The organism is Mucilaginibacter arboris (assembly GCF_009754915.1).
Classification (GTDB): Bacteria; Bacteroidota; Bacteroidia; order Sphingobacteriales; family Sphingobacteriaceae; genus Mucilaginibacter_A; species Mucilaginibacter_A arboris.
On record NZ_WPIK01000004.1, the window covers coordinates 102,945 to 126,204 of the forward strand.

Consider the following 23,260-nt stretch of genomic DNA (forward strand, 5'->3'; position numbering starts at 1 on the left):
AATTAGTTCACCTGCTCGCTCGTCATCCCAAAACGTCGTTCCCTTCGCTGGTAATCTAAAACGGCTTCAAACAAATCTTCTTTGCGGTAATCCGGCCATAATTTGGCTGTAAAATAAAGTTCGGCATAAGCAATTTGCCAAAGTAGGTAATTGCTGATCCGGTATTCGCCACTGGTCCTGATTAAAAGTTCAGGGTCAGGCATTTCAGAAGTATGCAGTTGCTGTACAAATAAATCTTCATTAATATCAGCCGCTTTTAATTCGCCGCGTTCTACTTTTTCGGCCAGTTTTTTTGCTGCGCTTACAATTTCGCGCCTGGAACTATAACTCAAAGCCAGCGTTAACACCAGGCCGGTGTTAGCCGATGTTTTATTAATGGCAGCATGCAATTCCTGGTAGCATTTTCCGGGAAGCATATCCAGGTCGCCAATCGCATTCAGGCGTACATTGTTTTCCATCAATTTTTTAATTTCTTTATTGATGGTCGAGATCAGCAATTCCATTATTGCTGTAACTTCATATTTCGGCCGGTTCCAGTTTTCAGAAGAAAAAGTATATAAAGTTAAATAAGCTATACCCAGCTCGCCGGCACCTTCCACTACATCGCGTACTGCCAAAACACCGTTATGGTGCCCGAACACCCGGAGCTTTCCTTTTCCTTTTGCCCAGCGCCCATTCCCGTCCATAATAATAGCTACGTGTTTGGGCAGCTTTGTTTTATCTATTTGTGCTTTGAAATCCATTGACCAGTTTAGTGCATTAACCCTTGCAGGTAATGGCTATCTTTCAGATTGTTTATTGTTTTTCAACTCAGTTTGTCATAAAAGATTATCCTTTAATAGCCATTTTTTAAGGATAAGCCCCTGTTTTTAAAATTGATATTATGTAATTTATATTATCATTACGCTTCTCTCAATCTAAAAATTTCAGGGAGCAAAGGTAAAATTAATCTTCAAATTATCGTGTACCTGCTGAGTGTCAATTTAATTGTGGAAAAATATGCTGAGTTAAACAGCACCCAGCTAATGCTTCTTTTACCAGCAAAAAATTAATATTGCACAACCGGACATTTCTGACTGATGAATGTGTAAGAAATAGTAAAACCTGCAATCATATAAGTGTCCCTTTTTTGCAAATCCCCTCGCTGTGAACCTGTCGAACCGATGTAATAACCTGTTTTTTCGCCAGACCGGTCTGATAAAGCCCTGGAATAGGAATTATCCATACTGTTTTTATTGGCATAAAATCCGCTTACATCATCTAAGTAATTTGTAAAAGCCGTGCGATAGCCAAGTTCCAAACCTAAGTTCCAGCTTTTATAAAAATTAACCTTAACGCCAACGCCATAAGGAATACTTATAGCCGTGTAAGGATATTCTTTTTGTTGCCCTTCCGTTTTTAAAGGCCGCAGTACGTAGGTATCTCCCTGATATACTGTTTTAGGATTATAATTAACAACAGCTACGCCCGCAAACATAAACGGCGACCATCTTTTTAAACTGATTCCTGGTTGATAATTAAAAAAGTTCAGTTCGCCGGTTAGCGATACTTCGTTTAAGGCAGAAAAAAAACTAAGGTTACGGTTACGCAACTGCTGGTTAGACGATAAGCTGTCTGCACCACGGATTGTACCATAAGTATATCCCAGTTTAGCCGAAAAATAACCGCTAAAGTTGTATTTAACAAAAGCACCGACAGAAAAATCAGTAAATTTTAAAGGATTGTTCTGGTTAAAATCGCCCATGTAACCGGAAGAGCCTGCAAATAAACCCGGTTCCCACTTCTGGGCAAAAGACCCGAAAGAAACCAGCAGTAAAAAAAGCAGGACAAAAAGTTTACGCATCAGCATTAAAAATCAGTAATTACGCGCATCTAATCCCCACATTAATTTGTTCCTTAACGTGGATAAATAACTTTCATTATTCAGCCTGATCAGATTTAAATGATATCCGGCTTTTTGAATGGTAAAAACGCTGGAAGAATCAATCGTTTCGGTTTTAGAATCGCAGGATACAAGGTAATTCGTGTTCCGGGTTTCTACTTTAAAAGTGAGCTTTCGGTCATCAGAAACAATGATAGGCCGCACATTTAAATTATGTGGCGAAATAGGTGTGATAACGAAATTGCCAGACTGCGGAAAAACAATTGGCCCGCCACAACTTAAAGAATAAGCAGTAGAACCGGTTGGTGTTGAAACGATGATGCCATCGCCCCAGTAAGAATTCAGGAATTCATCATTTAAAAAAGCGTGAACAGTAATCATGGCTGCATTATCGCGCTTATGTATGGTAATATCATTTAAAGCAATGTTCTGGTTCCTGAACACAACAGGCGCTGATTCTATTTGCAGTAAAATCCTGCTGTCAAGCGTGAATTGTTTGTTTATCAAGGCATGAATGGCGGCCGTAATATCGTTTTTGTTAACGCTTGCCAAAAACCCTAACCGGCCAAAATTAATACCAATAACCGGTATGCCAGAATCACGAATAATATCAACTGTGCCTAATATAGTACCATCGCCACCCAGGGTAAGCATTACATCAACACGGCCTTTAATATCTTCGTAACTATTAAAAAGAACATGGTTATCAGAAAAACCGGGTTGATTGCAGATAAAAGAATTTAGTTCTGTATGAACAAAAATTTCTGTTTGATGCAGTATCAAACAATCAAAAACCTGCCTGATAAAAGGTAATACCGACTGGTTGAACGGTTTGCCGTAAACTGCAATCTTCATAAGGAGGTTTATAAGTTGATGTAATTCATCAGTAAATCATATCGGTTCATCGAGTCATCATCAACTTGGGCTTGGTTATATACAGCTTTTACTACATAATCGTAACGGTTAAAACTGGCCAATATAACAGATACTTCCTTTTTATTAATTTTTAGTGTTACCTCTAAACGGGTAGAATCCGGGAAAGAGCGGATGTAAGAACTTAATACCTGTGCTTTGTCTGATTCTACAATTTGTGCCATTTGTGCCATAGAATTGTCTCTGTTATCAATTTCAAGTACAATAATGGCCCCCGGTTCAACTGCGGCAGTTATAGTTGCAAAAGCATCGGTTAAGTTATTGATATGGATTAGGCCAAGGTAATTGTTTTTCATATCCAGCACAGGCAAAATGCTAAGGTGCTGCCCCTGGAACATACGGATAACATCATAAATGTGTTGATTTTCACGTACAAAAATATGAGGTTTTAAAACTGATAATGAACTTACCCGTAATCCCTCATCGGTAATTTCGATCAGGTCATCTTCGGTAATCAAACCCAGGAACTGGTCTTCTTCTACTACAGGAAGCTCGTTTACCCGAAACTCGGCCAGTAACAGATAAACTTTTTCGACCGTGTCTGTAATTTTAACCGTCGGGATGATATCAGAAATCAGTTCGGCAGCAACCATATTAAACTTTAAATTTTTCCAGAAAACCTTTTAATATACGATTAAACTCCTCGGGTTGTTCCATCATAGGTGCATGGCCGCAATGATCCAACCAGGTTAGTTCTGCGTTAGGAAGTAGCTGGTTAAATTCTACAGCAACTTCCGGTGGCGTAATTTTATCATTTTTACCCCAGATTAAGGCAACAGGTATATGTATTTTATGTAAATCTTTAGCCATATTATGGCGAATGGCAGATTTAGCCATTGCCAAAAGCCGGATAATTTTGTGGCGGTCGTTAACGCTTGCATAAACCTCATCCACCAATTCTTTGGTTGCTGTTTTTGGGTCGTAAAAAGTGTATTCTACCTTTCCTTTAATAAATTCATAGCTTTCCCTTTTAGGAAAAGAACCGCCAAAAGCATTTTCGTACAAACCAGAACTTCCTGCCAGCACCATTGCTTTTAACTTTTCCGGGTACGACATGGCGTATATGAGCGCTACATGCCCTCCCAAAGAATTACCCAGAACAATAAAATTATCCAGCTCTTTATATTTTACAAACTTATTAATGAATTTAGAAAGCGTTTTTACACCAATAGTTAATAAAGGCATTTCATAAATCGGCAGCATCGGAATAATTACCCGGTATTCTTTACTAAATTCTTCAATAACATATTCCCAGTTACTTAAAGCACCCATTAAACCATGCAGCAATAATAATACTTCACCTTTCCCTTCTTCTACATATCTAAAGCCTTTTTCTTCTTTAACCACAAAGTTCATAAACGTATATTCAAAATAATTTTGCTGCAAGAATAATCAAAACCCAAAAGGCTATCACCATATATCATGTTGCAACGGCTATAAAATTAGCTTTTTTAGAATGGGTTTCTACTAATTGCAATAATATATATTACTGCAATAGCCGCTTTACAATTTCAGAAATTGTTTTTCCGTCGGCCTTGCCGGCCAGTTCTTTATTTGCAGCCCCCATTACTTTGCCCATATCTTTTACGGATGATGCACCTGTTTTTTGAATCAAATCCTGTAAATAAGCGGTAATTTCATCTCTGCCCATTTGTTTTGGCAAATAGGTTTCGATCACATCCATTTCTTCTTTTTCAATCTGGTACAAATCTTCGCGGTTTTGTGCCTTGTAAATATCAGCCGATTCTTTTCGCTGTTTTACCAGTTTTTGCAAAACTTTCAGTTCCGTTTCTTCTGATATAACTTCTGATGCGCCTTTTTCTGTACGTGCCAGCAACAAGGCAGATTTGATCGCCCTTAATCCTCTTAAACGCGCATCATCTTTAGCCAGCATGGCTTTTTTTATATCCTGGTCTATTGTTTCGATTAACATGCTTCTTTTATCGGTGTTTTTTTTGTGTTACAAATAATATACGCTTTATTACTTGCGCACAAAGGTAACACCATTTGCCTGCGCCGCAGGCATAATTGTTAAATCGTTGATATTAACATGGGCCGGGCGGGAAACAACAAACCAAATCGTTTCGGCAATATCGGCAGCAACCAACGGTTCAAAACCTTCATAAACCTTTTTTGCCCTTTCGGTATCGCCCTTAAACCTGATGTTAGAAAAATTGGTTTCAACAGCGCCCGGATTTACTGCCGTAACTTTAATTCCATGAGGCAGCAAATCAATCCGCATGGCTTTGTTTAAGGCATCAACAGCATGTTTGGTTGCGCAATAAACATTGCCGTTTGGGTAAACTTCTTTCCCAGCAATAGAACCTAAATTAACAATATGTCCGCGGCCGTTAGCAACCATCCAGTTGGAAACTATTTTAGTTGCGTACAATAAGCCTTTAATATTGGTATCAATCATCTGGTCCCAATCATCAAAATTCCCAAGGTTTACTGGCTCTAAACCTTTGCTTAAACCAGCATTGTTAACCAGCACATCTACCTTTTTCCAGGCTTCGGGCAAAACTTCTAAATTATGCGATACTGCTGCTTTATCTCGTATATCGAAAACAGATACCGCAATTTCGGTATTGTATTGAATGTTTAATGCTTCTGCCAGTTTTTCTAATTTTTCTGACTGCCGGCCGGTTAAAATCAAACTATAACCTTCCCGGGCAAAAACATGTGCACAAGCTTCGCCAATGCCAGAACTTGCCCCTGTAATTAATGCAATTTTGTTCATAAAAGAAGTATTAGGTCAAAGCACAATAAATGCTTTTAATGCGAAATTGTGTTTCTAAATTTATTCAAAGATTAAACTAAACACAATATTGTGCAGATATAGTTTTTCCAACGGACTGGCATAAGGGTTGCTTTCAGGATATAAAACACTGCTGAAGGAATTGGAAAGCTTGATTTCGGGAGAAAGCTTAAAGTATTCCAGATAAATATCGCAGCCAAAACCAGCTACATAAGAAGAAAAATTACGGACGTTTTTAAGTTTTCTTTCCAAAGGAGCTAAATCTGCTTCGTTCTGTTTGCCCTGGTTGCCGATACCAAAAGCATATTTGGCGCCACCAATTATATACGCTCTGAAATTTCCGATCCGATTAGATTTTAGTTTAAGTTCAAGCGGAAATTCTGCTTGTGTTGTCGATACGATCATTTGTTTATCAGGAGCCAGGTCTTGTGTCTGGTACTGATAGTTAATTGCCCGGTCGGCAAAAACCAAAGTTGGCACAGTACGAATTTCCAGATTATCGGTAACACTGTAACGCGCCAGAAAACCCAAAGCAAAACCGCCTGTGCCCGGCGAACTAATGCCACTTAAAGAATCCGTAACATAATGGTTTGTTCCCTGATCGTAATAAGGTGTACGCCAGTTGGGTTTCTTTAAAATTTTGTAAGATGAATTTACATATTGAAAAGTGTATCCGAAAGAAAAATTATTTTGGTCTGCGCCGCCAGCCCAAGCCTGGACAACCCGTTGCGCAGAAACTGTTAGAGATAAAAAAAACAGTGCTAAAAAGAGTATATATCTGCAAATCATTTAACGCCGGTATAAACAGAACAAATGCCAAACGCCAATGGCCGGTTTTTGGTATTCTTGAATCCTACTTTCGCCATTAATCCTGTAAAACGTTCCCCGTCAGGAAAAGCAGCTACAGATTCTGGCAGATAAGAATAAGCACGCGCATCTTTAGAAAATAATTTACCGATAAATGGCGTAATATAATTGAAGTAAAAATTATACAAATGTTTGATTGGAAACACTTTAGGTTTTGAAAACTCCAGGATAACCGCTTTTCCGCCTGGTTTTAATACGCGGCACATATCGGCTAATCCTGCTTCCAGGTTTTCAAAATTACGAACGCCGTAAGCAACCGTAACCGCATCAAACCGGTTGGCATCAAAAAGAAGTTTTTCAGAATCGCCTAAACGAACTTCAAAACGATTGCCCATGCTTCTTTTATCGATCTTTTTTTGTGCGATGTTTAACATTCCCTGCGAAATATCTACGCCGATTATTTTTTTTGGTTGCAAAATTTTAATCGCCTCAAAAGCAAAATCCCCAGTCCCGGTTGCAACGTCTAAAATTAGTTGCGGCTTGTCTTTTTTCAGTTCGTTGATGGCTATTTTCCGCCAGATAATATCAATCCCAACCGACAAAAAATGGTTAAGAAAATCATAAGTTTTAGAAATATTGTTGAACATATCGGCCACCTGTTCTTTTTTGGTAACCTGTTCGTTTTGATAAGGCGTGATCGTTTTATTCATGCTGATGTTTCAAAGATGCAAATAAATAGGTGGTAAAAGAAGCATCATCAAACAGAAAGCGTGGAGAACAAATCAGTAATATCCAACTGATTGGTAAACATCTGTATATTTCCGTTTTCATCCTTCGGCCACAAATTACGTGGCCTGTCCCAATACAATTCTACGCCGTTTTTATCAGGATCATCCAAATAAATTGTTTCAGAAACACCGTGATCAGCAAGTCCTGTAATCGGATATTTCGCTTCAACCAAACGTTTTAAAATTATCGCAAGATCTTTTCTCTCCGGATATAAAATCGCTGTATGATATAATCCAGGTGCATTTTTCGATGCTGGTGCCGAGCCTTTACTTTCCCAGGTATTTAAGCCAATATGATGATGATAACCACCGGCAGAAATAAAAGCTGCCTGGTCGCCATACTTTTGCATCAGTTCAAAACCCAGCAATCCGCAGTAAAAATCCATCGAACGCTGCAAATCGCTTACTTTTAAATGCACATGTCCAATACGTGTTTGAGCAGGAATTTTGTAATCCATTTCGGGTAATTTTAATTCGACATTAGAATAGCACAAAGTAAAGGCAACTAATTTTAACTTTGTAGAATGATTGTCAAATCTGCTGATTTCGTTTGTAGTAATACACAAATTTCCAAATTACCGCCAGCTACAAAGCCGGAATATGCTTTTATCGGCCGTTCCAATGTTGGTAAATCTTCTTTAATTAATATGCTGACCAGTAAAAAAGGGTTAGCCAAAACATCACAAACGCCTGGTAAAACGCAGTTAATTAACCATTTTTTAATTAATGAAAGCTGGTATATTGTAGATTTGCCGGGTTATGGTTATGCGCGGATTTCTAAAAGTAAAAAGGAAGAATGGAACAAATACATCCGTAATTATTTAGAGAAACGGGAAAACCTGCAATGCGTTTTTATTTTGATTGACAGCCGGTTGGAACCGCAGAAAATCGATTTGGAGTTTTGTGCTTCACTTGGCGAACGTGGTATTCCTTTTGTAATTACTTTTACCAAGGCTGATAAACAAGGAAAAGTAAAAACAGATCAAAACGTTGCCAAATTTCGTAAAGCGATGTTAGCCTTTTTTGAAGAAGTACCGCAACATTTTATCACTTCCGCTGAATTACAAACAGGCCGGGACGAGATTTTGAATTTTATTGATGAAGTGAACCAAAAGTTTGATGTGAACGATGTTTCAATTTATCAGCCGGACCAGGATTAGTTACTATTTTAAATGAAAAAATATTTTTCCCTCGTTACTTTTTCGCATACTATTTTTGCCATGCCGTTTGCTTTTATCGGCTTTTTCCTGGCAGTTACTACAACAGATCATGTTTTTTCAGCTTTTAAATTAATATTAATGCTGTTCTGTATGGTTTTTGCCCGAAGCGCTGCTATGGCATTTAACCGTTATTTGGATCGAGATATTGACGCTAAAAATCCAAGAACCAAAGTCCGTGATATTCCAGCCGGAAGAATTAGTGCACAAGCAGCTTTAACATTTACCCTAATTAATTGCCTGCTTTTTATAATTACAACCTGGTTTATCAATCCGCTTTGTTTCTATTTATCGCCTGTTGCTTTGCTTGTAGTTTTGGGTTACAGCGCTACCAAACGCTTTACTTTTTTGTGCCATTTGGTTTTAGGTTTAGGGCTGAGCCTCGCCCCTATTGGCGCTTATTTAGTTGTAACCGGCGCTTTTGCTACGCTGCCAATTTTATTTTCGGCTTCGGTCCTATGCTGGGTAAGCGGTTTCGATATTATTTATGCTTTACAGGATGAAGATTTTGATAGAGAACAAAAATTACATTCCATTCCTTCACGTTTAGGAAAAGTAAATGCGTTAAACCTTTCTACTTTTTTGCATGTTTTATCAGCCGTTTTTGTAATTATCCCTGCGTTTCTTACGCATGTAAGCTGGCCTTATTATGTTGGTTTAATTGTTTTTTGTTCGATGTTGATTTATCAACATAGTTTAGTAAAACCACACGATCTAAGCCGTGTTAACTTTGCTTTCATGACGACTAATGGCATTGCCAGTGTTGTTTTTGCGGTGTTCTTTTTGATCGACCGGCTGTGGATTCGGTAAAAACAATCGATAAAATGTAAAGCCAACAGAAAAACATCAAGAATGCATACTTCTTTTACCGGTTATATTTTGGTGTTATTGTTTTACAACAAATACAGGCTGATCATCAGGGAATAAAAACTTAGTGATAAACGGGCCTTCTTCTATTAAAGCTTTTAATCCTTTTGCAGTTTTAGGGACCACATAAACCAATTGTGTTTCCAATGATTCGCCCAATGCTAATCTTTGATCAAGTTTAATTTGGGTTCCCCGCAATTGTTCAAGTATTTGTTGTGCTTTGGCAGAATTAGGATACAAATTTCCCTTGGCATCAATTAAATGAACCCGAGGTTCTGATGGCTTTTGTGCTATACCTCTTGCATGGTTAGACATTTTTATATGTAAAACTATCCGTGCGCTATCAGCACTCATTCCAGCTATTTTCTTTGTAAGTTCATTTTCTCTATCAATACTTGTAACCGTAGCACACCAATCGTCAAAGCAAACATCTGTACCAAATGGAATGGTTGTATAAGAACTTTTAAAGTAGAAAATGATCCATATCAAGCTATAACCTAAAATAATAGACACAAGTATTTTAAACGTTTGCCGGATTGGTTTTCCTTTTAATGCTTTAACAATTAAAGCAATTAGTAAAAACAGTAAGGACAAAATTGATAGAAGAAAAATTAAAGACTTCATAACAAAATAGGATTTACTTTTTTTCAACATTAATTTTAAAAACCCGTTCAAATTTTATTACATACTTCTTTTATCAGATAAAAATTGATAAAGATTAAAAGCAAAATTTATAGGCATAAAAGAAGCATTATAAGTTTTGTTCTAAAACTTAAATAAGTTTTTAAATTGAAGTTTTATTTTTGTAAGAAGTAAGATAAGCAATCAAAGTATAAACCGCACTAATAACTAAAACAGCAAATACAAAATTGATCATTGTATCACTTACCGAATGAGATATGCTATCAATCTGAATAAAAACATAAACCATATAAACAATTGCAATTGCAAAGATCATCCAGCCGATCCAAGTTGTAGGAATGAAAAAAATCCCCTTTCGTTTAAACCAATTCAAATTCAACATTAGTTTTCAGATTAAATAAATTGTTAAAATAATCAAGGATATAATAAGAGTTACAATATTTACAATTACCGTTTTTGCAAATTGAAATGTTCTTAATTTGCCAAACACTAAGTAAATTTTTCTTATGCTTAATATATTAATTATCGATAGCAGAATCGGTATTGCGATAAATAAAAGCGGAGACAAGTATTTATTTTCAGTTTTAAATTCTTCAATATTAAAATTCAAAGTTGAATGAGGCATGAAATAACTTTTCATGAACAACATACAAGCAATATAAACAGGAATACTTAGCCACCACAAATTTAAAACATTTCTGTGCTTTATCTTGCTGATTGTTTCGGCCAATAATTCCTGATGTTTAAGTTCAGTAATTTGTGGCTTTGATATTTGCATTAGCGTTTTCTCAAAATCGTCCATCTTGTAATTAATAATCCAAAAAGTTAAATTTGGTTGCACTTTATTCGTAACTTTTCTACACCTCTTGATAACAATGATTTTAAAGTGCCTTCTTTTATCCCCAAGATTTCTGCTATTTCTTTATTGTCTTTTCCTTCAAAATAGCGCAAGGCGATCACTTCCTGATATTTTATTGGCAACTTTTTTAAATGTTCAAGTATTGCCAAAAATTGGTTGTGGCGGAGCAACTCATTATCTAATATCTTCTTATCTTCTTCAAAGTAATTGTTAAATTGCAATAGGTTTTCAAATGTATTTCGTTCAAAAAGAGAAGTATGCTTTTGCTGATTCCTGTAGTACAAGTTTACTTCATTGGTTGCAATGCGATAAAGCCAAACTTTTATAGAAATGCCCCGATATGAAAACTGATGTATATGGATAAACGCTTTAAGAAATGTATCGGCAGCAATATCGGCAGTATCATCAAAACTTCCAATCCGCCGAAAAATATATCCAAAAACAGGTTTATAGTACAAATCAAAAATCCCTGAAAAATGTAAAGGGTTACTTTTAATTTTATCTAAGATTTGCTTTTCCGACACTTGATTAATTGATCTTGAGATTCAATAATACCAAAGTGGGTTTTTGGTTGCAATAAATTGATTGTTAAAGTTTATGAATTGATTGAGTTGGAAAAAACCCTTCAAACCAACCTTTCGTCCCAAAAGTAATTCTCCGTCCTAACCAAACTAACTTTGCTTTCAAAAACAGGATGTTTAGTGTTGATCAAATAGTTATATTCCTGAGAAATAATAGCTGAAGGAACTTTTAGAATAAGCGAGCGCTTGCTTTTGTACCAATCACTCCCAATTTGCTGCAATTTTGAATAAGCGCTAATGCTCCTCCAAGTTTCAGGCAAATCATTTTGACGAATAGTGGTAATCAAACTTTCTTCATCAGCAATAGAAATAATCAGCATACGATAAGCAAAAGCCGGCATAATATTATTTCGATGTACAACCAATTCCAATGTAGAAAGCGAACGGGAACTTCCGGTATAAATAACAAATTGATTAGCTTTGTTCCATCGGTTTGCTGCTCCCGAAGCGGTTAATTCTTGGGCAAATGCTTCTTTTACAATCCTAAAAACCTCCATTTATTCAGACATTATCGCCATATTCCATGCCTGTAAGCTGATCGTCAATAAATTTCATACCACTGTTTGTATGTAAAAAAGTAATCGGTGCTTGTTTATCAAAATAAAAGTTCTCGGTTTCCAGCCATTTGATAAAACTTTCGGGTTTGCCAAAAACCTCAATTCCATGGCGGATAAGCGACAATGCAACCAAAGCATGTTCCTTAATACTGGCTTTAATCTGGGCATCGGGCTTTGTATAAGTGCGATAAGTTTTTACGCTGATATCCAGCCAGTCTGCTATTTTTTCATCGGTAAAAGAAGTAATATCTTTTATCGCTTTAAAATGCCGGTAATCAGCCTGGTTGTTTCGGATCAGGCCCATTGTAACAGCCGGGTCAATTTTGGATGGGATATAATTTAGCATGGGTTCTTCAAATATTTCCATCTCCAAATTTAGTAATTTTCCCTTTTTAAAAAAGTAATATTTCCTATTTTATTTCTAAAATTCTGAATACTTCTTTTACCGCCTATAATTTTGGTAAATTGTATTTGCTAAATTTGCGCGTTAATCCTATCTAAAATGATCCTCAAAAAAGAGAAAAAATATATCCCTCAAAACCTCGAAATTAAGTGGGAAAACTTAGAGCCGATGTTTACCGAATTAGAAAATCGTCAAATTAATTCCGTTACTAATTTAGAACAATGGCTGCGCGACCGAAGCGAACTGGAAGCTGCTTTGGAAGAAGATTTCGCCTGGCGCTACATCCGCATGACCTGCGATACAACAAATGAAGAACTGCTGCAAAGCTTCCAATATTTTGCTACTGAAATTGAACCTAAAATTGCTCCGTTAAACAATGAATTGAATAAAAAACTGATAGACAATCCGTTTAAAGATCAGTTGAATGAAGAGAAATACTTCATTCTGATACGTGGAATCAAGAAATCTTTAGAGTTGTTCCGCGAAGACAATATTCCGCTGCAAACAGAATTGCAGGTAGAAGCACAAAAATATCAGTCTATAACCGGCGCCATGTCGGTTTTTATTGATGACAAAGAATATACCTTAGAACAAGCTGCGGTATTTTTAAAAGGCATCGACCGCGAAAAACGCCAGCAGGTTTGGGAAAAAATTACCTTCCGCCGTTTGCAGGACAAAGATCAGTTGGATACTCTTTTTAACCACCTAAAAACAGTACGCCATCAGGTTGCCTTAAATGCCGGTTTTGAAAACTTTCGCGATTATATGTTCCAGGCTTTAGGCCGTTTCGATTACACGCCGCACGATTGCTATAAATTCCATGAAGCGATCGAAACCGAAATTGTTCCGATTTTAAAAGAACAAGCCGAAAAACGCAAAGCAGCTTTAGGTTTGGAAACCTTGAAACCTTGGGATACCGAAGTAGATATTTCAGGAAAACCTGCTTTAAAACCTTTTCAAAGCGGAGAAGAATTGATTGGAAAATCGATCAGATGTTTTAATAATATCAATCCGGATTTAGGCGAAAAACTAAATACAATGCGCGAATACGGGCTTTTTGATGTAGAAAGCCGAAAAGGCAAAGCGCCGGGCGGTTATAATTATCCGCTGGCAGAAACCGGTGCCCCTTTTATCTTCATGAATTCGGCCGGAACTTTTCGCGATTTAACTACGATGGTTCATGAAGGCGGACACGCAATTCATACTTTTTTAACGGCTGGCTTGGAGCTGAATGATTTTAAACATTGTCCGAGCGAAGTTGCAGAATTAGCTTCCATGTCGATGGAATTGATTTCTATGGATAACTGGAATGTTTATTTTGATAACGAAGAAGATTTAAAACGTGCCAAACGCGATCAGTTGGTTGATGTTTTGAAAACACTTCCCTGGGTTGCCGTGGTTGATCAGTTTCAGCATTGGATTTATACCAATCCGGATCATACAACTGAAGAAAGAACCGAAGCCTGGATGCAAATTTTTGAACGTTTTGGTGCCAGCTTTGTAGATTGGAGCGACCATCGCGAAGCCGAACAAAACTTGTGGCAAAAACAGTTGCACATTTTTGAAGTTCCGTTTTATTATATCGAATACGGAATGGCGCAACTTGGTGCAATTGCGGTTTGGAAAAACTACAAGGAAAATCCGGAAAAAGGCTTGCAGCAATACCTGGATGCTTTAAAGCTCGGTTACACCAAAACCATTACCGAAATTTACGAAACTGCCGGTATTAAATTTGATTTTAGTGCAGCATACGTAAAAGAACTGGCTGCTTTTGTAAAAGCAGAAATGGAGAAAATTTAATTTACCTATTTTTACCCGGTAAAAACAGTATGTTGTACTTTACGTTCATACTGTTTTTACCGGATATTTTTATTTGTGAGGGCAAAGAGCAACAGCCGTACGCATTTTTAAAACGACTATGACTACTTACACTGCGCTCATTATACTTAGCGGACTGGTTATTTTTTCTTACCTGTTCGATCTTATTGCTAAAAGGACCCGCGTTCCGGCAGTTTTGCTGCTGCTTGCTTTGGGCATTGGCCTGCACTTCCTGGTTACCTATATCGGTTTTAAAACATTTAATTTTTTAACCATTTTACCGGCATTAGGTACCATTGGTTTAATTCTGATTGTTTTAGAAGGCGCACTGGAACTTAAATACGACAAAGAAAAAAACGGGTTGATCCTTCGTTCTTTTTTTTCCGCATTAACCATTTTAGTAAGTACAAGTATCGTTTTAGCGCTTATTTTGCAACATCTTTCGGGCAATACTTTCTCGGCCTGTTTTTTAAATGCCATTCCTTTCAGTATTGTCAGTTCGGCAATTGCCATTCCGTCTTCCAAAGCGATGGAAGACCACAAAAAAGAATACATTGTTTACGAAGCTTCTTTTTCTGATATTCTGGGCATTGTGCTGTTTAATTTTATGCTGAACAATCCCAGTGTTAAAGCAGGTTCTTTCGTTAATCTTGGGATCGAAACTTTTTCCATACTTCTTTTATCGGTAGTTTCCTGTTTATTTATGCTGTATCTGCTGAGCCGTTTACAGCATCATGTTAAGTTTTTCCTGATAATTTCTATCCTGATATTAGTTTATGCTTTTGGGGAGCAATTTCATTTATCGGCATTAATCCTGGTGCTGGCTTTTGGCTTGTTTCTAAACAATGCCAACCGGATTAAACTAAAATGGTTCAGAAAATACTTTTTATATCCAAAACTTTCGCGCGATTTACGCCAGCTTTTCCAGTTATCCGCAGAAAGTGCTTTTATTATCCGTACTTTTTTCTTCGTGATATTTGGTTTCACTATGAATTTACAGGAACTGATAAACCTGGAAGTGCTGGAATATGGGGTTGTAATTTTGGTTGCGATTTACCTGATCCGTTTTATCAGCCTAAAATATATAGGCAAAACAGAACTGCTGCCCGAAATATTTATTTCGCCCCGGGGTTTAATTACTATTTTATTATACTACAATTTGCCGGATAATTTGAAGCTAAAAGGAATTGAAACAGGATTATTATTTTTAATTATCCTGGGGACCAGCATTATTATGAGCTTAGGTTTATTACTTTCGGGAAAAAAAGAAGCACCAGAACCTATATTTGACTAATTACCCTTACAAATACTTCATCAAATTTTAATCCGCCTCAAATGTCAGCCTCAAAACCAGTTCAAAATCAAAACGGAGAAATTATTTTTACCGGAACAGATACAGCTGTATCTATCTTATTTAACTACTTAAAAGCAGGCAAAAGTACCGAAGCTTTTTTGGAAGAGTATCCGCAGATTAACTTAGAACAAGTGCTGGATGTACTTGAACTGGCAGAAGATCAGCTTACAACAACTCTTTCCAACTGAGTTACTTCGGCAAATTTATTTTTTCTTTCTGCTGAAAATACCGCTGTTCCAGTTTTCTGTTTGCAAAAACGGTTGCTGATCGATCCACATCAGCCAAAAAGCAGTTACCAAAATACCCAAAGCGGAACCGGCTGTTACATCAACCAAAAAATGTTCGCTTAAATACATGCGCGAATACGCTACCAGAACAGCCAGTAGCAGCATTAACGGCCCCCACCATTTCTTTTTAGCAACATAAGTTAACACAAGGGCGGCCGTAAAAGCAGAAACCGAATGGCCTGATGGAAAGCTGTTGGTATCTAACATAACTACTCCTTTTACCATATAAATTCCGCTTAGTTTTTTTGCAAAGAACAAATGTGGCCTCGGGGCCTGTACCAAATGTTTAATGGTTTGAGAAATGATAAACGTAAGTAAGTAACTGGAAGCCAGTAAAAACCCTTTTCTGTAATTGATAAGAATTACAATACCAGAAATAATTATACAACCTGCACTTGCGCCCAACTGGGTAACACGGGTAAAAAAAACATCGGTAAAAACAGTATGGATACGGTTAACAGCAAAATACAACTCTTCTTTTGTAAAAAAGAACATTAGTAAAATACATAAAGCCAGTAAAATCAAATATGGGTATAGTAATGAACTGGTTTTGTTTAAAAAATGCTGCAATTTAACTTTCATTCGTACAAATTAATGCGTTCTCGTTAATAGTATGGTTATTTTTGATAAGTTTGATTAAACTGCCAACACAATAATACAGTAAATGAACAAAAGTATATTCCGAAAAAAATCTGTTTCTAAATTATTGGAAGACCTTGCCTCCGGCGACAGCGAACATCAGCAAGGCGGCAAATTGAATAAAGTCCTTCGCACAAAAGATTTAACCTTTATGGGCATTGCAGCCGTTATTGGCGCGGGTATTTTTTCTACCATCGGCGTAGCATCTTATAACGGTGGCCCGGGTGTAACCATACTTTTTGTAATTACTGCCATTACCTGCGGTTTCTCTGCCTTGTGTTATGCTGAATTTGCTTCGCGGATACCGGTTTCGGGCAGCGCTTACACGTATGCTTATGCTTCTTTTGGCGAACTGATTGCCTGGATCATCGGTTGGGATTTATTGATGGAATATGCCATTGGGAACATTGCCGTTGCCATTTCCTGGAGTAAATATTTTACTAATTTGATGGAAGGCTTCCATATTCATATTCCGGGGTTTTTAACGATGGATTATCTTTCTGCTTACCGCGGTTCCGAAGCTTTGCAAAAACTTAAAACCGGAAGTGCTGCAATAGACCAAAACACAAAACTGGCAGCAGCGGCATGGACAAGCGCACCGCAAATAGGAAGTTTAAAACTTATTGCAGATGTGCCTGCCTTACTGATTGTTTTTATTATTACCTGGCTGGTTTATGTCGGTATCAAAGAAACCAAGAAAGCAACCAATGCCATGGTGATGCTTAAAATTGCGGTCGTCCTGGGCGTAATTGTCCTCGGCTTTTTTTATGTAACGCCAGCTAACTGGCACCCGTTTTTACCAAACGGATTTGCCGGCGTAATGAAAGGTGTTTCGGGTGTATTTTTTGCTTATATTGGTTTTGATGCCATTTCTACTACTGCGGAAGAATGCGAAAACCCGCAACGCGATCTGCCCCGCGGTATGATTTATTCGCTCATTATCTGTACTGTTTTATATATCCTGATTGCGCTGGTTTTAACCGGAATGGTAAATTATAAAGAATTACAGGTAGAAGATCCGCTGGCATTTGTTTTTGCACGCATCGGTTTAAAAAACATCAGTTATGTAATTTCCATCAGTGCGGTTATTGCAACTGCAAGCGTTTTGCTGATTTTCCAGATGGGCCAGCCACGCATTTGGATGAGTATGAGCCGCGATGGTTTGCTGCCAAAAGCTTTTTCGCGCATCCACCCAAAATATCAAACGCCTTCTTTTGCAACTGTAGTTACCGGTTTTGTAGTTGCTGTTCCGGCTTTGTTTTTAAACCTGACGGAAGTAACCGATCTGACCAGCATCGGAACTTTGTTTGCTTTTGTACTGGTTTGCGGCGGTGTTTTACTGTTGCCAAAAGATGAGGAAATACCGGAAGCAGGAAGCCATAAAAAATTTAAAATCCCTTACGTCAACTCTAAATTTATTGTACCTGTTTTATTTTTGATCGGCCTGGTTGTTTTCTGGAAGCCTTTTATTGCATTATTTCACTATACAGGAGATCAGGATAAATTGCCGTACTTTCTGTTTATTGGGCTTTCTGCCATCATAACGGTTTTGGCTTTCATCAAAAATTTATCACTTATTCCCGTTTTAGGTTTAGTAAGCTGCTTTTATTTAATGACTGAATTGGGTTATACCAACTGGCTCCGTTTTTTAATCTGGCTGGTTATTGGCCTGGTTATTTATTTTACTTACAGCTATCGGCATAGTAAATTAAATGCAGCCAGTTAAGCTGATGCTTCTTTTAGCACACAAATTTTTATGTGCTAAAAGAAGCATTAAATATTAATGGGTACGAATTCTGTTAATGGTTATTGTTTCCGGATCGGCCAATAAAAGCGGAACTTGCTCAACAGTTACAAAGCTTAGGTCGAGGCCAAAACCACGTTCTTCAGAAAGGCTAAGGTTTTTCAGGATGAAATAATATTCCATTATAAAATGTTCTATAAAAGAAAGATTATGGGACCTGGACAATACTTTTTCCAAAATAATAAACCTGAAATCGCCCACAATTTTATATTTATTAAGCGAAGTATATTTACTGGTAATATCTACTTCGCCATTTTTAACCAAATCTTCCACTACTTTTCTAAACAGTAAATTAATACGCTGCTCTACCCTGAAACCTAATTTAAAATCAATTCTGATTAGTTTATTAGGCACTAAAAAATCTACTTTATACTCCCGTATATAAGGTTCGTCCATTACATCAACGTGTACAAGCCAATAAATATCTGCCCGTTTAGGTTGTTTCTGTAAGATGGAATAAATGATCTTAGATTCGATCTCCGAAGTAAAATTAGCACTTGTTAAATACACTAATTGCGAAGCAAATTTAGGAACAGACTCATCATCACTCAATTGCTTGATAATTTCATAGTAGTCGCTCAGTTCAATAAACTTCACATAACGGTTTCTAATCCTTCGTGCAGTATGCCAGGTCCACATTACCGAGAACAGGAAACAACCAATCATTACAGCAAACCAGCCTCCATGAACAAACTTGACTAAGTTACTTGCAAAAAAAGCTCCTTCTATCAGCACAAAGACTACTAAAAATAAGTACACTAAATAATTAGGGTATTTTTTGCGCTTCAGATACACCGATACTAATATAGTAGTCATCAGCATGGCAATGGTAATACTTAAACCATAAGCAGATTCCATTCTTTCCGATCTTCTGAAAATAGCTACAACAGCCAGACAGCCTGCACACAGCAACCAATTAACACTCGGCACATATAACTGTCCTTTTTGCATGCTCGGATAATTAATCCTTACTTTAGGCCACAGGTTTAACCTTACAGCTTCTGATATCAGGGTAAAAGAACCTGATATTAAAGCCTGACTGGCAATAACAGCAGCCATAGTGGCAATACCGATACCAAAAATAAGGAACCAGGCCGGCATAATTTCATAAAAAGGATTGCGGCCTCCTAACTTCAAGCCCTCATGGTGCAATAACCATACAGACTGCCCTAAATAATTAAGGATCAGACAGGTTTTAACATAAACCCAGCTTACACGTATATTTTCCCTGCCACAATGGCCAAGATCAGAATATAAAGCCTCGGCACCTGTTGTACATAAAAACACCGCTCCCAGAATAAGAAAAGCATTAGGATCATGCGCCAATAGCTGATAAGCATAATAAGGGTTTATTGCTTTAAAAATACTGGGCATCTGGATGATGTAGGAAAGGCCGAGAACACCCATCATAGTGAACCAAATAAGCATAATAGGGCCAAAAGCTTTACCAACTAAAGATGTACCATACTTCTGGATTAAAAATAACCCGGCAATAATTGCTACCACGATATATATAGTTGGCAGGCCTTTATAAAGAATATCAAGCCCTTGTATAGCCGAAGAAATGGTAATTGGTGGTGTAATAATACCATCGGCCAATAAGGCACAGCCTCCTATTACGGCCGGAACGATTAACCATTTAGCCTTTTTACGGACCAAAGAGAACAAAGAAAAAATGCCCCCTTCCCCTTTATTGTCTGCCTGAAGGGTTATTACCACGTACTTTAAGGTTGTTTGAAGGGTCAGTGTCCAGAAAATACAGGACATTCCTCCTAAAATTAATATATTAGAAATAGGCTGATTGCTAACAATGGCTGTAAAAACATACAATGGCGATGTACCAATATCACCATAAATTATTCCTAAACTTATTAAAAAACCGGCAGCAGATAATTTGTGTAGATCTTTGTGATTCACGATTTAAATAAAGTTAAACTACTTAAAATAATATTACATTTATAACAAATACAAAACATATCTGCCTAAAAATATGGCACGAATTTAGACATTTTACAGATGTTAAATATTGTTAAATAAATACTGTTTTTATCGATGTTATTTTTAGTGCGTAAGTAAATCTATACTTTTGATTGCAAATATTTACATGAAACAAATCTACTCTATTTTCTATACCCTGTTGGTTTTGCTATCGGCAACGTTGCTAATGGGTTTTGTATTGAAAAAAAATGTTTCAGTAAAAGCGGGTTTTGATAGTATCCCATCCAGGTTTCAACTAAAAGCGGAACGTGTTTCTTATCTAAAAAATGGTCTAAAAGCAATCATTCCTGCTGTTAAACCTGTTCAAAATCAAGTAAATACACCTAAACAAAACCCTGTAAGAATAGAAAATGAAAAACTGCTTACAGACGTTAGCATCTTTCCGAACCCCATTACAGATAAGCTTTACCTTACTTACAACGTCCGCAAAAACACTACTGTTTCTATAAAAATAATGGATGTGTTAGGTAACGAAGTAATTACATTAATGTCTCAGCGGGTAGAGGCCGGCGAACAAAAAAATACGTTTCAATTGAGCAATAGATTGTCCAGCGGGTTTTATTTTGTAAGGATGATTGTAGGTACAGAGTCTGTAATTAAACGCATTTCTGTACTGTAACAGCTATTTTATAACGAAGGCGCTATCGTTTTATACAGATAGCGCCTTTTTATTTTTTAGTTTTGGCACAAACTTTTATAAAAATGAAGATTATTGCCATCGGCAGGAACTATGCAGAACATGCCAAAGAATTAAATAACCCTGTACCTGCAGCACCGGTTATTTTTATGAAACCTGATACTGCCCTATTAAAAGACAATAAACCTTTTTATCATCCTGGGTTTTCGGAAGATATTCATCACGAAATAGAAATCGTATTAAAAGTAAGCAAGGAAGGCAAAAATATCAGTGAAAAGTTTGCTTCTACTTATTATGACGAGCTTGCTTTAGGGATTGATTTTACTGCACGGGACATACAACAGCGCCAGAAAGAAAAAGGCCTACCCTGGGAGTTAGCTAAAGCCTTTGATAATTCTGCACCAGTAAGCAATTTTGTGCCTAAGTCTAATTTTCCTGATATCTATCAGATTAATTTTCATTTGGATATAAACCAGGAAACACGGCAGACAGGAAACACTAAAGATTTGCTTTTTTCTTTTGAACAGATCATCGTTTTTGTATCACAATACATCACTTTAAAAAAAGGGGATTTGATTTTTACAGGAACCCCGGCAGGTGTATCCCGCGTAAAAGCTGGCGACCACCTGGAAGGTTACCTGGAAAATGAAAAACTGCTTGATTTTTTTGTGCGATAAGATGTTTAATAAATTTTTATTGGGGTTTTGTTCGCTATTTGTTTTTTACAATCATTTAACAGCACAAATTTTAACACAAAGTACCAGTTTACCGCAAAGTATTTACCGCTATCCGCAAGATTATTTTCGTTACCCTTTAGATTTACCGCCCAGTACCGCCGGTTCTTTTGGTGAGTTAAGGCCGAACCATTTTCATTCCGGCCTGGATTTTAAAACCAATCAGCGTACGGGCTACCCGATCCATGCAGTTGCTGATGGTTATGTTGCACGTATTCGTGTTCAATATGGTGGTTTTGGTTTGGCTGTTTACATTGCTCATCCCAATGGCTATACTTCTGTTTATGGCCATCTGGATCATCTTACAGCAGAGTTAACCAAAATTATTAAAGATTATCAGTATAAAAACCAGACCTGGGAAGCAGATATTCTTTTAGAACCAACACAAGTTCCGCTACAAAAAGGAGATGTTTTTGCCTGGTCTGGCAATGCCGGCGCTTCTGGCGGCCCGCATTTGCATTTTGAATTGCGGGACACACAAACAGAGCAAACCATCAACGCACAATTATTTGGCTTAACTATTCCGGATCGTGTTCCGCCTACTATTTATTCTATTGCTGCTTATCATCTCAACAGAAAACCTTTCAGCGAAAACACAACAAAGCAGTTTGTTGCAGTTACAGGTTCTGCAGGAAATTACCGGTTAAAAGAAGCATCGCCAATTAAATTAAGCGGAGAATCTGCTTTTGGTATCACCACCAATGATATGAACAGTAGTTCGTTAAACCATAATGGCATTTATTCTATTCAGCTAAATGCTGATGGAAAAGTGGTTTATGTTTTTACGGTTGACCGTTTTGCTTTTGATCAAACCCGTGCCATTAACTCGCACATAGATTATCCTGCTTTTTTAACTTCTGGCCGGTGGGTGCAGAAAAGTTTTGTTGATCCCGGAAACCAGATCGGTTTATACAACGGCACTCAAAACCGCGGCGTTATTAATTTTAATGATGATGCATTCCATGATATGGAATATATAGTAAAAGATATTGCAGGAAATACTTCGGTACTTAAATTTCAGGTAAAATCATCGCCGCCGGCAATAACAGAAACGGTTGCTGCAAAAGGCAGTTTTTTTAAGTTCGACCAGCAAAATATTTTTTCTACAGAGCTGGTTAAAGTAATTATCCCTGCCGGAAGTTTGTATGATAACCTGAATTTTATTTACAGTACCCTACCCCGTAAAACCGGTGCTTATTCTGTTGTCCATCGCATTCATAATCGTTTTACCCAACTCAATAATAGCATTGAACTTTGGATAAAACCAGATGTTTCGCTTGGTGCCAATGCTGATAAAGCTGTTATTGTAAATACAGGCGGCGGCTGTTTTGGAGGAGTTTTTAAAGATGGTTATGTAAAAGCAAGCATCCGGGAGTTTGGGAATTATTATATTGCGATAGATACAATTGCACCAGTTATCACACCTGTTAACATCTCCGAAGGAAAAAATATGTCTGCGACAAGTAATATGATATTTCGGATAAGCGATAACTTATCAGGAATAAAAACTTATAAAGCTTATATTGACGGGCAGTGGGTTTTATTGGAGCATGATTATAAAACCAAAACGTTTCGTTATTTTTTTGATGAACATTGCCCGGCCGGAAAACATAAACTGGAAATGGTAGTTACGGATTTAAAAGATAATGTAAAAAAACTGACACTGATTTTTTACCGGTAAAAGAAGCATTAGAA

The 23,260-nt window shown here is 37.2% G+C and carries 27 protein-coding genes; 9 read left to right on the top strand and 18 right to left on the bottom strand.

All coding sequences use genetic code 11. The features are described from left to right. Positions 1–2: 2 nt before the first annotated feature. The 10 genes from GO621_RS05145 to GO621_RS05190 all read right to left on the bottom strand — a co-directional run bounded on the left by GO621_RS05145 (position 3) and on the right by GO621_RS05190 (position 7,626). Positions 3–743: an isoprenyl transferase gene (locus tag GO621_RS05145; RefSeq protein WP_157564840.1), complete on the bottom strand. Its 741-nt coding sequence runs from the start codon at positions 741–743 to the stop codon at positions 3–5. Positions 744–1,048: 305 nt separating this feature from the next. Beyond that, positions 1,049–1,849: a type IX secretion system protein PorG gene (porG, locus tag GO621_RS05150; RefSeq protein ID WP_157564842.1), complete on the bottom strand. Its 801-nt coding sequence runs from the start codon at positions 1,847–1,849 to the stop codon at positions 1,049–1,051. Positions 1,850–1,855: 6 nt separating this feature from the next. Next, on the bottom strand, positions 1,856–2,737 hold the full coding sequence (locus GO621_RS05155; RefSeq protein ID WP_157564843.1) for an NAD kinase: 882 nt from the start codon (positions 2,735–2,737) through the stop codon (positions 1,856–1,858). 8 nt (positions 2,738–2,745) lie between these two features. Beyond that, positions 2,746–3,408 carry a CBS domain-containing protein gene (locus tag GO621_RS05160; protein ID WP_157564845.1) on the bottom strand — a complete coding sequence of 221 codons (663 nt, stop codon included), beginning with the start codon at positions 3,406–3,408 and terminating at the stop codon, positions 2,746–2,748. Position 3,409: 1 nt separating this feature from the next. Further along, complete coding sequence (locus GO621_RS05165; RefSeq protein ID WP_157564847.1) at positions 3,410–4,171, bottom strand: alpha/beta fold hydrolase; 762 nt, start codon at positions 4,169–4,171, stop codon at positions 3,410–3,412. Between the two features lie 130 nt (positions 4,172–4,301). Continuing rightward, complete coding sequence (locus tag GO621_RS05170; protein WP_157564849.1) at positions 4,302–4,748, bottom strand: GatB/YqeY domain-containing protein; 447 nt, start codon at positions 4,746–4,748, stop codon at positions 4,302–4,304. 48 nt (positions 4,749–4,796) lie between these two features. Further along, entirely contained in the window at positions 4,797–5,555 is a 759-nt protein-coding gene (locus GO621_RS05175) for an SDR family NAD(P)-dependent oxidoreductase (RefSeq protein ID WP_157564851.1), read from the bottom strand. A 60-nt stretch (positions 5,556–5,615) separates the two neighbouring features. Beyond that, the gene (gene porT, locus GO621_RS05180) at positions 5,616–6,362 is read right to left on the bottom strand and encodes a type IX secretion/gliding motility protein PorT/SprT (protein WP_157564853.1); all 747 of its coding nucleotides are present in this window, start codon (positions 6,360–6,362) and stop codon (positions 5,616–5,618) included. After that, positions 6,359–7,090: a bifunctional demethylmenaquinone methyltransferase/2-methoxy-6-polyprenyl-1,4-benzoquinol methylase UbiE gene (ubiE, locus tag GO621_RS05185; protein ID WP_157564855.1), complete on the bottom strand. Its 732-nt coding sequence runs from the start codon at positions 7,088–7,090 to the stop codon at positions 6,359–6,361. The genes porT and ubiE overlap by 4 nt, the downstream gene beginning before the upstream one ends. 47 nt (positions 7,091–7,137) lie before the next feature. After that, positions 7,138–7,626: a VOC family protein gene (locus GO621_RS05190; protein ID WP_157564857.1), complete on the bottom strand. Its 489-nt coding sequence runs from the start codon at positions 7,624–7,626 to the stop codon at positions 7,138–7,140. 66 nt (positions 7,627–7,692) lie between these two features. On the opposite strand from GO621_RS05190, the gene yihA reads away from it, so the two are divergent. After that, on the top strand, positions 7,693–8,328 hold the full coding sequence (gene yihA / locus GO621_RS05195; RefSeq protein ID WP_157564858.1) for a ribosome biogenesis GTP-binding protein YihA/YsxC: 636 nt from the start codon (positions 7,693–7,695) through the stop codon (positions 8,326–8,328). 12 nt (positions 8,329–8,340) lie between these two features. Next, entirely contained in the window at positions 8,341–9,195 is an 855-nt protein-coding gene (locus tag GO621_RS05200) for a UbiA-like polyprenyltransferase (RefSeq protein ID WP_157564860.1), read from the top strand. Between the two features lie 75 nt (positions 9,196–9,270). Here the strand turns inward: GO621_RS05200 and GO621_RS05205 are convergent, their stop codons facing one another. From GO621_RS05205 to GO621_RS05230, 6 genes are all read right to left on the bottom strand, one after another. Next, on the bottom strand, positions 9,271–9,906 hold the full coding sequence (locus GO621_RS05205) for a hypothetical protein (RefSeq protein ID WP_157564861.1): 636 nt from the start codon (positions 9,904–9,906) through the stop codon (positions 9,271–9,273). Positions 9,907–10,036: 130 nt separating this feature from the next. Next, positions 10,037–10,210, bottom strand: coding sequence for a hypothetical protein (locus GO621_RS05210; protein WP_198170141.1), 174 nt, complete (start codon positions 10,208–10,210; stop codon positions 10,037–10,039). Between the two features lie 72 nt (positions 10,211–10,282). Continuing rightward, complete coding sequence (locus GO621_RS05215; protein WP_157564865.1) at positions 10,283–10,696, bottom strand: hypothetical protein; 414 nt, start codon at positions 10,694–10,696, stop codon at positions 10,283–10,285. A 23-nt stretch (positions 10,697–10,719) separates the two neighbouring features. After that, a complete protein-coding gene (locus GO621_RS05220; protein WP_157564866.1) occupies positions 10,720–11,277 on the bottom strand; it encodes an RNA polymerase sigma factor in 558 nt (185 codons plus the stop codon). A gap of 101 nt (positions 11,278–11,378) precedes the next feature. Beyond that, entirely contained in the window at positions 11,379–11,831 is a 453-nt protein-coding gene (locus GO621_RS05225) for an RES family NAD+ phosphorylase (RefSeq protein ID WP_157564868.1), read from the bottom strand. A gap of 4 nt (positions 11,832–11,835) precedes the next feature. Next, on the bottom strand, positions 11,836–12,258 hold the full coding sequence (locus GO621_RS05230; protein WP_157564869.1) for an MbcA/ParS/Xre antitoxin family protein: 423 nt from the start codon (positions 12,256–12,258) through the stop codon (positions 11,836–11,838). A gap of 135 nt (positions 12,259–12,393) precedes the next feature. Here GO621_RS05230 and GO621_RS05235 point away from each other — a divergent pair, with 135 nt between their 5' ends. From GO621_RS05235 to GO621_RS05245, 3 genes are all read left to right on the top strand, one after another. Continuing rightward, on the top strand, positions 12,394–14,094 hold the full coding sequence (locus tag GO621_RS05235) for a M3 family oligoendopeptidase (protein ID WP_157564871.1): 1,701 nt from the start codon (positions 12,394–12,396) through the stop codon (positions 14,092–14,094). Positions 14,095–14,212: 118 nt separating this feature from the next. Beyond that, the gene (locus GO621_RS05240) at positions 14,213–15,406 is read left to right on the top strand and encodes a cation:proton antiporter (protein ID WP_157564872.1); all 1,194 of its coding nucleotides are present in this window, start codon (positions 14,213–14,215) and stop codon (positions 15,404–15,406) included. Positions 15,407–15,447: 41 nt separating this feature from the next. Further along, the gene (locus GO621_RS05245) at positions 15,448–15,654 is read left to right on the top strand and encodes a DUF433 domain-containing protein (RefSeq protein WP_157564874.1); all 207 of its coding nucleotides are present in this window, start codon (positions 15,448–15,450) and stop codon (positions 15,652–15,654) included. A 15-nt stretch (positions 15,655–15,669) separates the two neighbouring features. Here GO621_RS05245 and GO621_RS05250 read toward each other — a convergent pair whose 3' ends face one another. Continuing rightward, the gene (locus GO621_RS05250) at positions 15,670–16,335 is read right to left on the bottom strand and encodes a phosphatase PAP2 family protein (protein ID WP_157564876.1); all 666 of its coding nucleotides are present in this window, start codon (positions 16,333–16,335) and stop codon (positions 15,670–15,672) included. A gap of 82 nt (positions 16,336–16,417) precedes the next feature. Here GO621_RS05250 and GO621_RS05255 point away from each other — a divergent pair, with 82 nt between their 5' ends. After that, positions 16,418–18,118: an APC family permease gene (locus tag GO621_RS05255; protein ID WP_157564878.1), complete on the top strand. Its 1,701-nt coding sequence runs from the start codon at positions 16,418–16,420 to the stop codon at positions 18,116–18,118. Between the two features lie 54 nt (positions 18,119–18,172). On the opposite strand, the gene GO621_RS05260 is transcribed toward GO621_RS05255, so the two are convergent. Further along, on the bottom strand, positions 18,173–20,116 hold the full coding sequence (locus GO621_RS05260; RefSeq protein WP_317163396.1) for a KUP/HAK/KT family potassium transporter: 1,944 nt from the start codon (positions 20,114–20,116) through the stop codon (positions 18,173–18,175). A 184-nt stretch (positions 20,117–20,300) separates the two neighbouring features. Between GO621_RS05260 and GO621_RS05265 the strand changes: the two genes are divergently transcribed. The 3 genes from GO621_RS05265 to GO621_RS05275 all read left to right on the top strand — a co-directional run bounded on the left by GO621_RS05265 (position 20,301) and on the right by GO621_RS05275 (position 23,246). Continuing rightward, positions 20,301–20,813, top strand: a complete 513-nt coding sequence (locus GO621_RS05265; RefSeq protein ID WP_157564880.1) for a T9SS type A sorting domain-containing protein — start codon at positions 20,301–20,303, stop codon at positions 20,811–20,813. Between the two features lie 83 nt (positions 20,814–20,896). Beyond that, the gene (locus GO621_RS05270; protein ID WP_157564882.1) at positions 20,897–21,508 is read left to right on the top strand and encodes a fumarylacetoacetate hydrolase family protein; all 612 of its coding nucleotides are present in this window, start codon (positions 20,897–20,899) and stop codon (positions 21,506–21,508) included. Position 21,509: 1 nt separating this feature from the next. Continuing rightward, positions 21,510–23,246 (top strand): M23 family metallopeptidase, encoded by a 1,737-nt coding sequence (locus tag GO621_RS05275; RefSeq protein WP_157564884.1) that lies wholly within the window; start codon positions 21,510–21,512, stop codon positions 23,244–23,246. Positions 23,247–23,260: the final 14 nt, after the last annotated feature.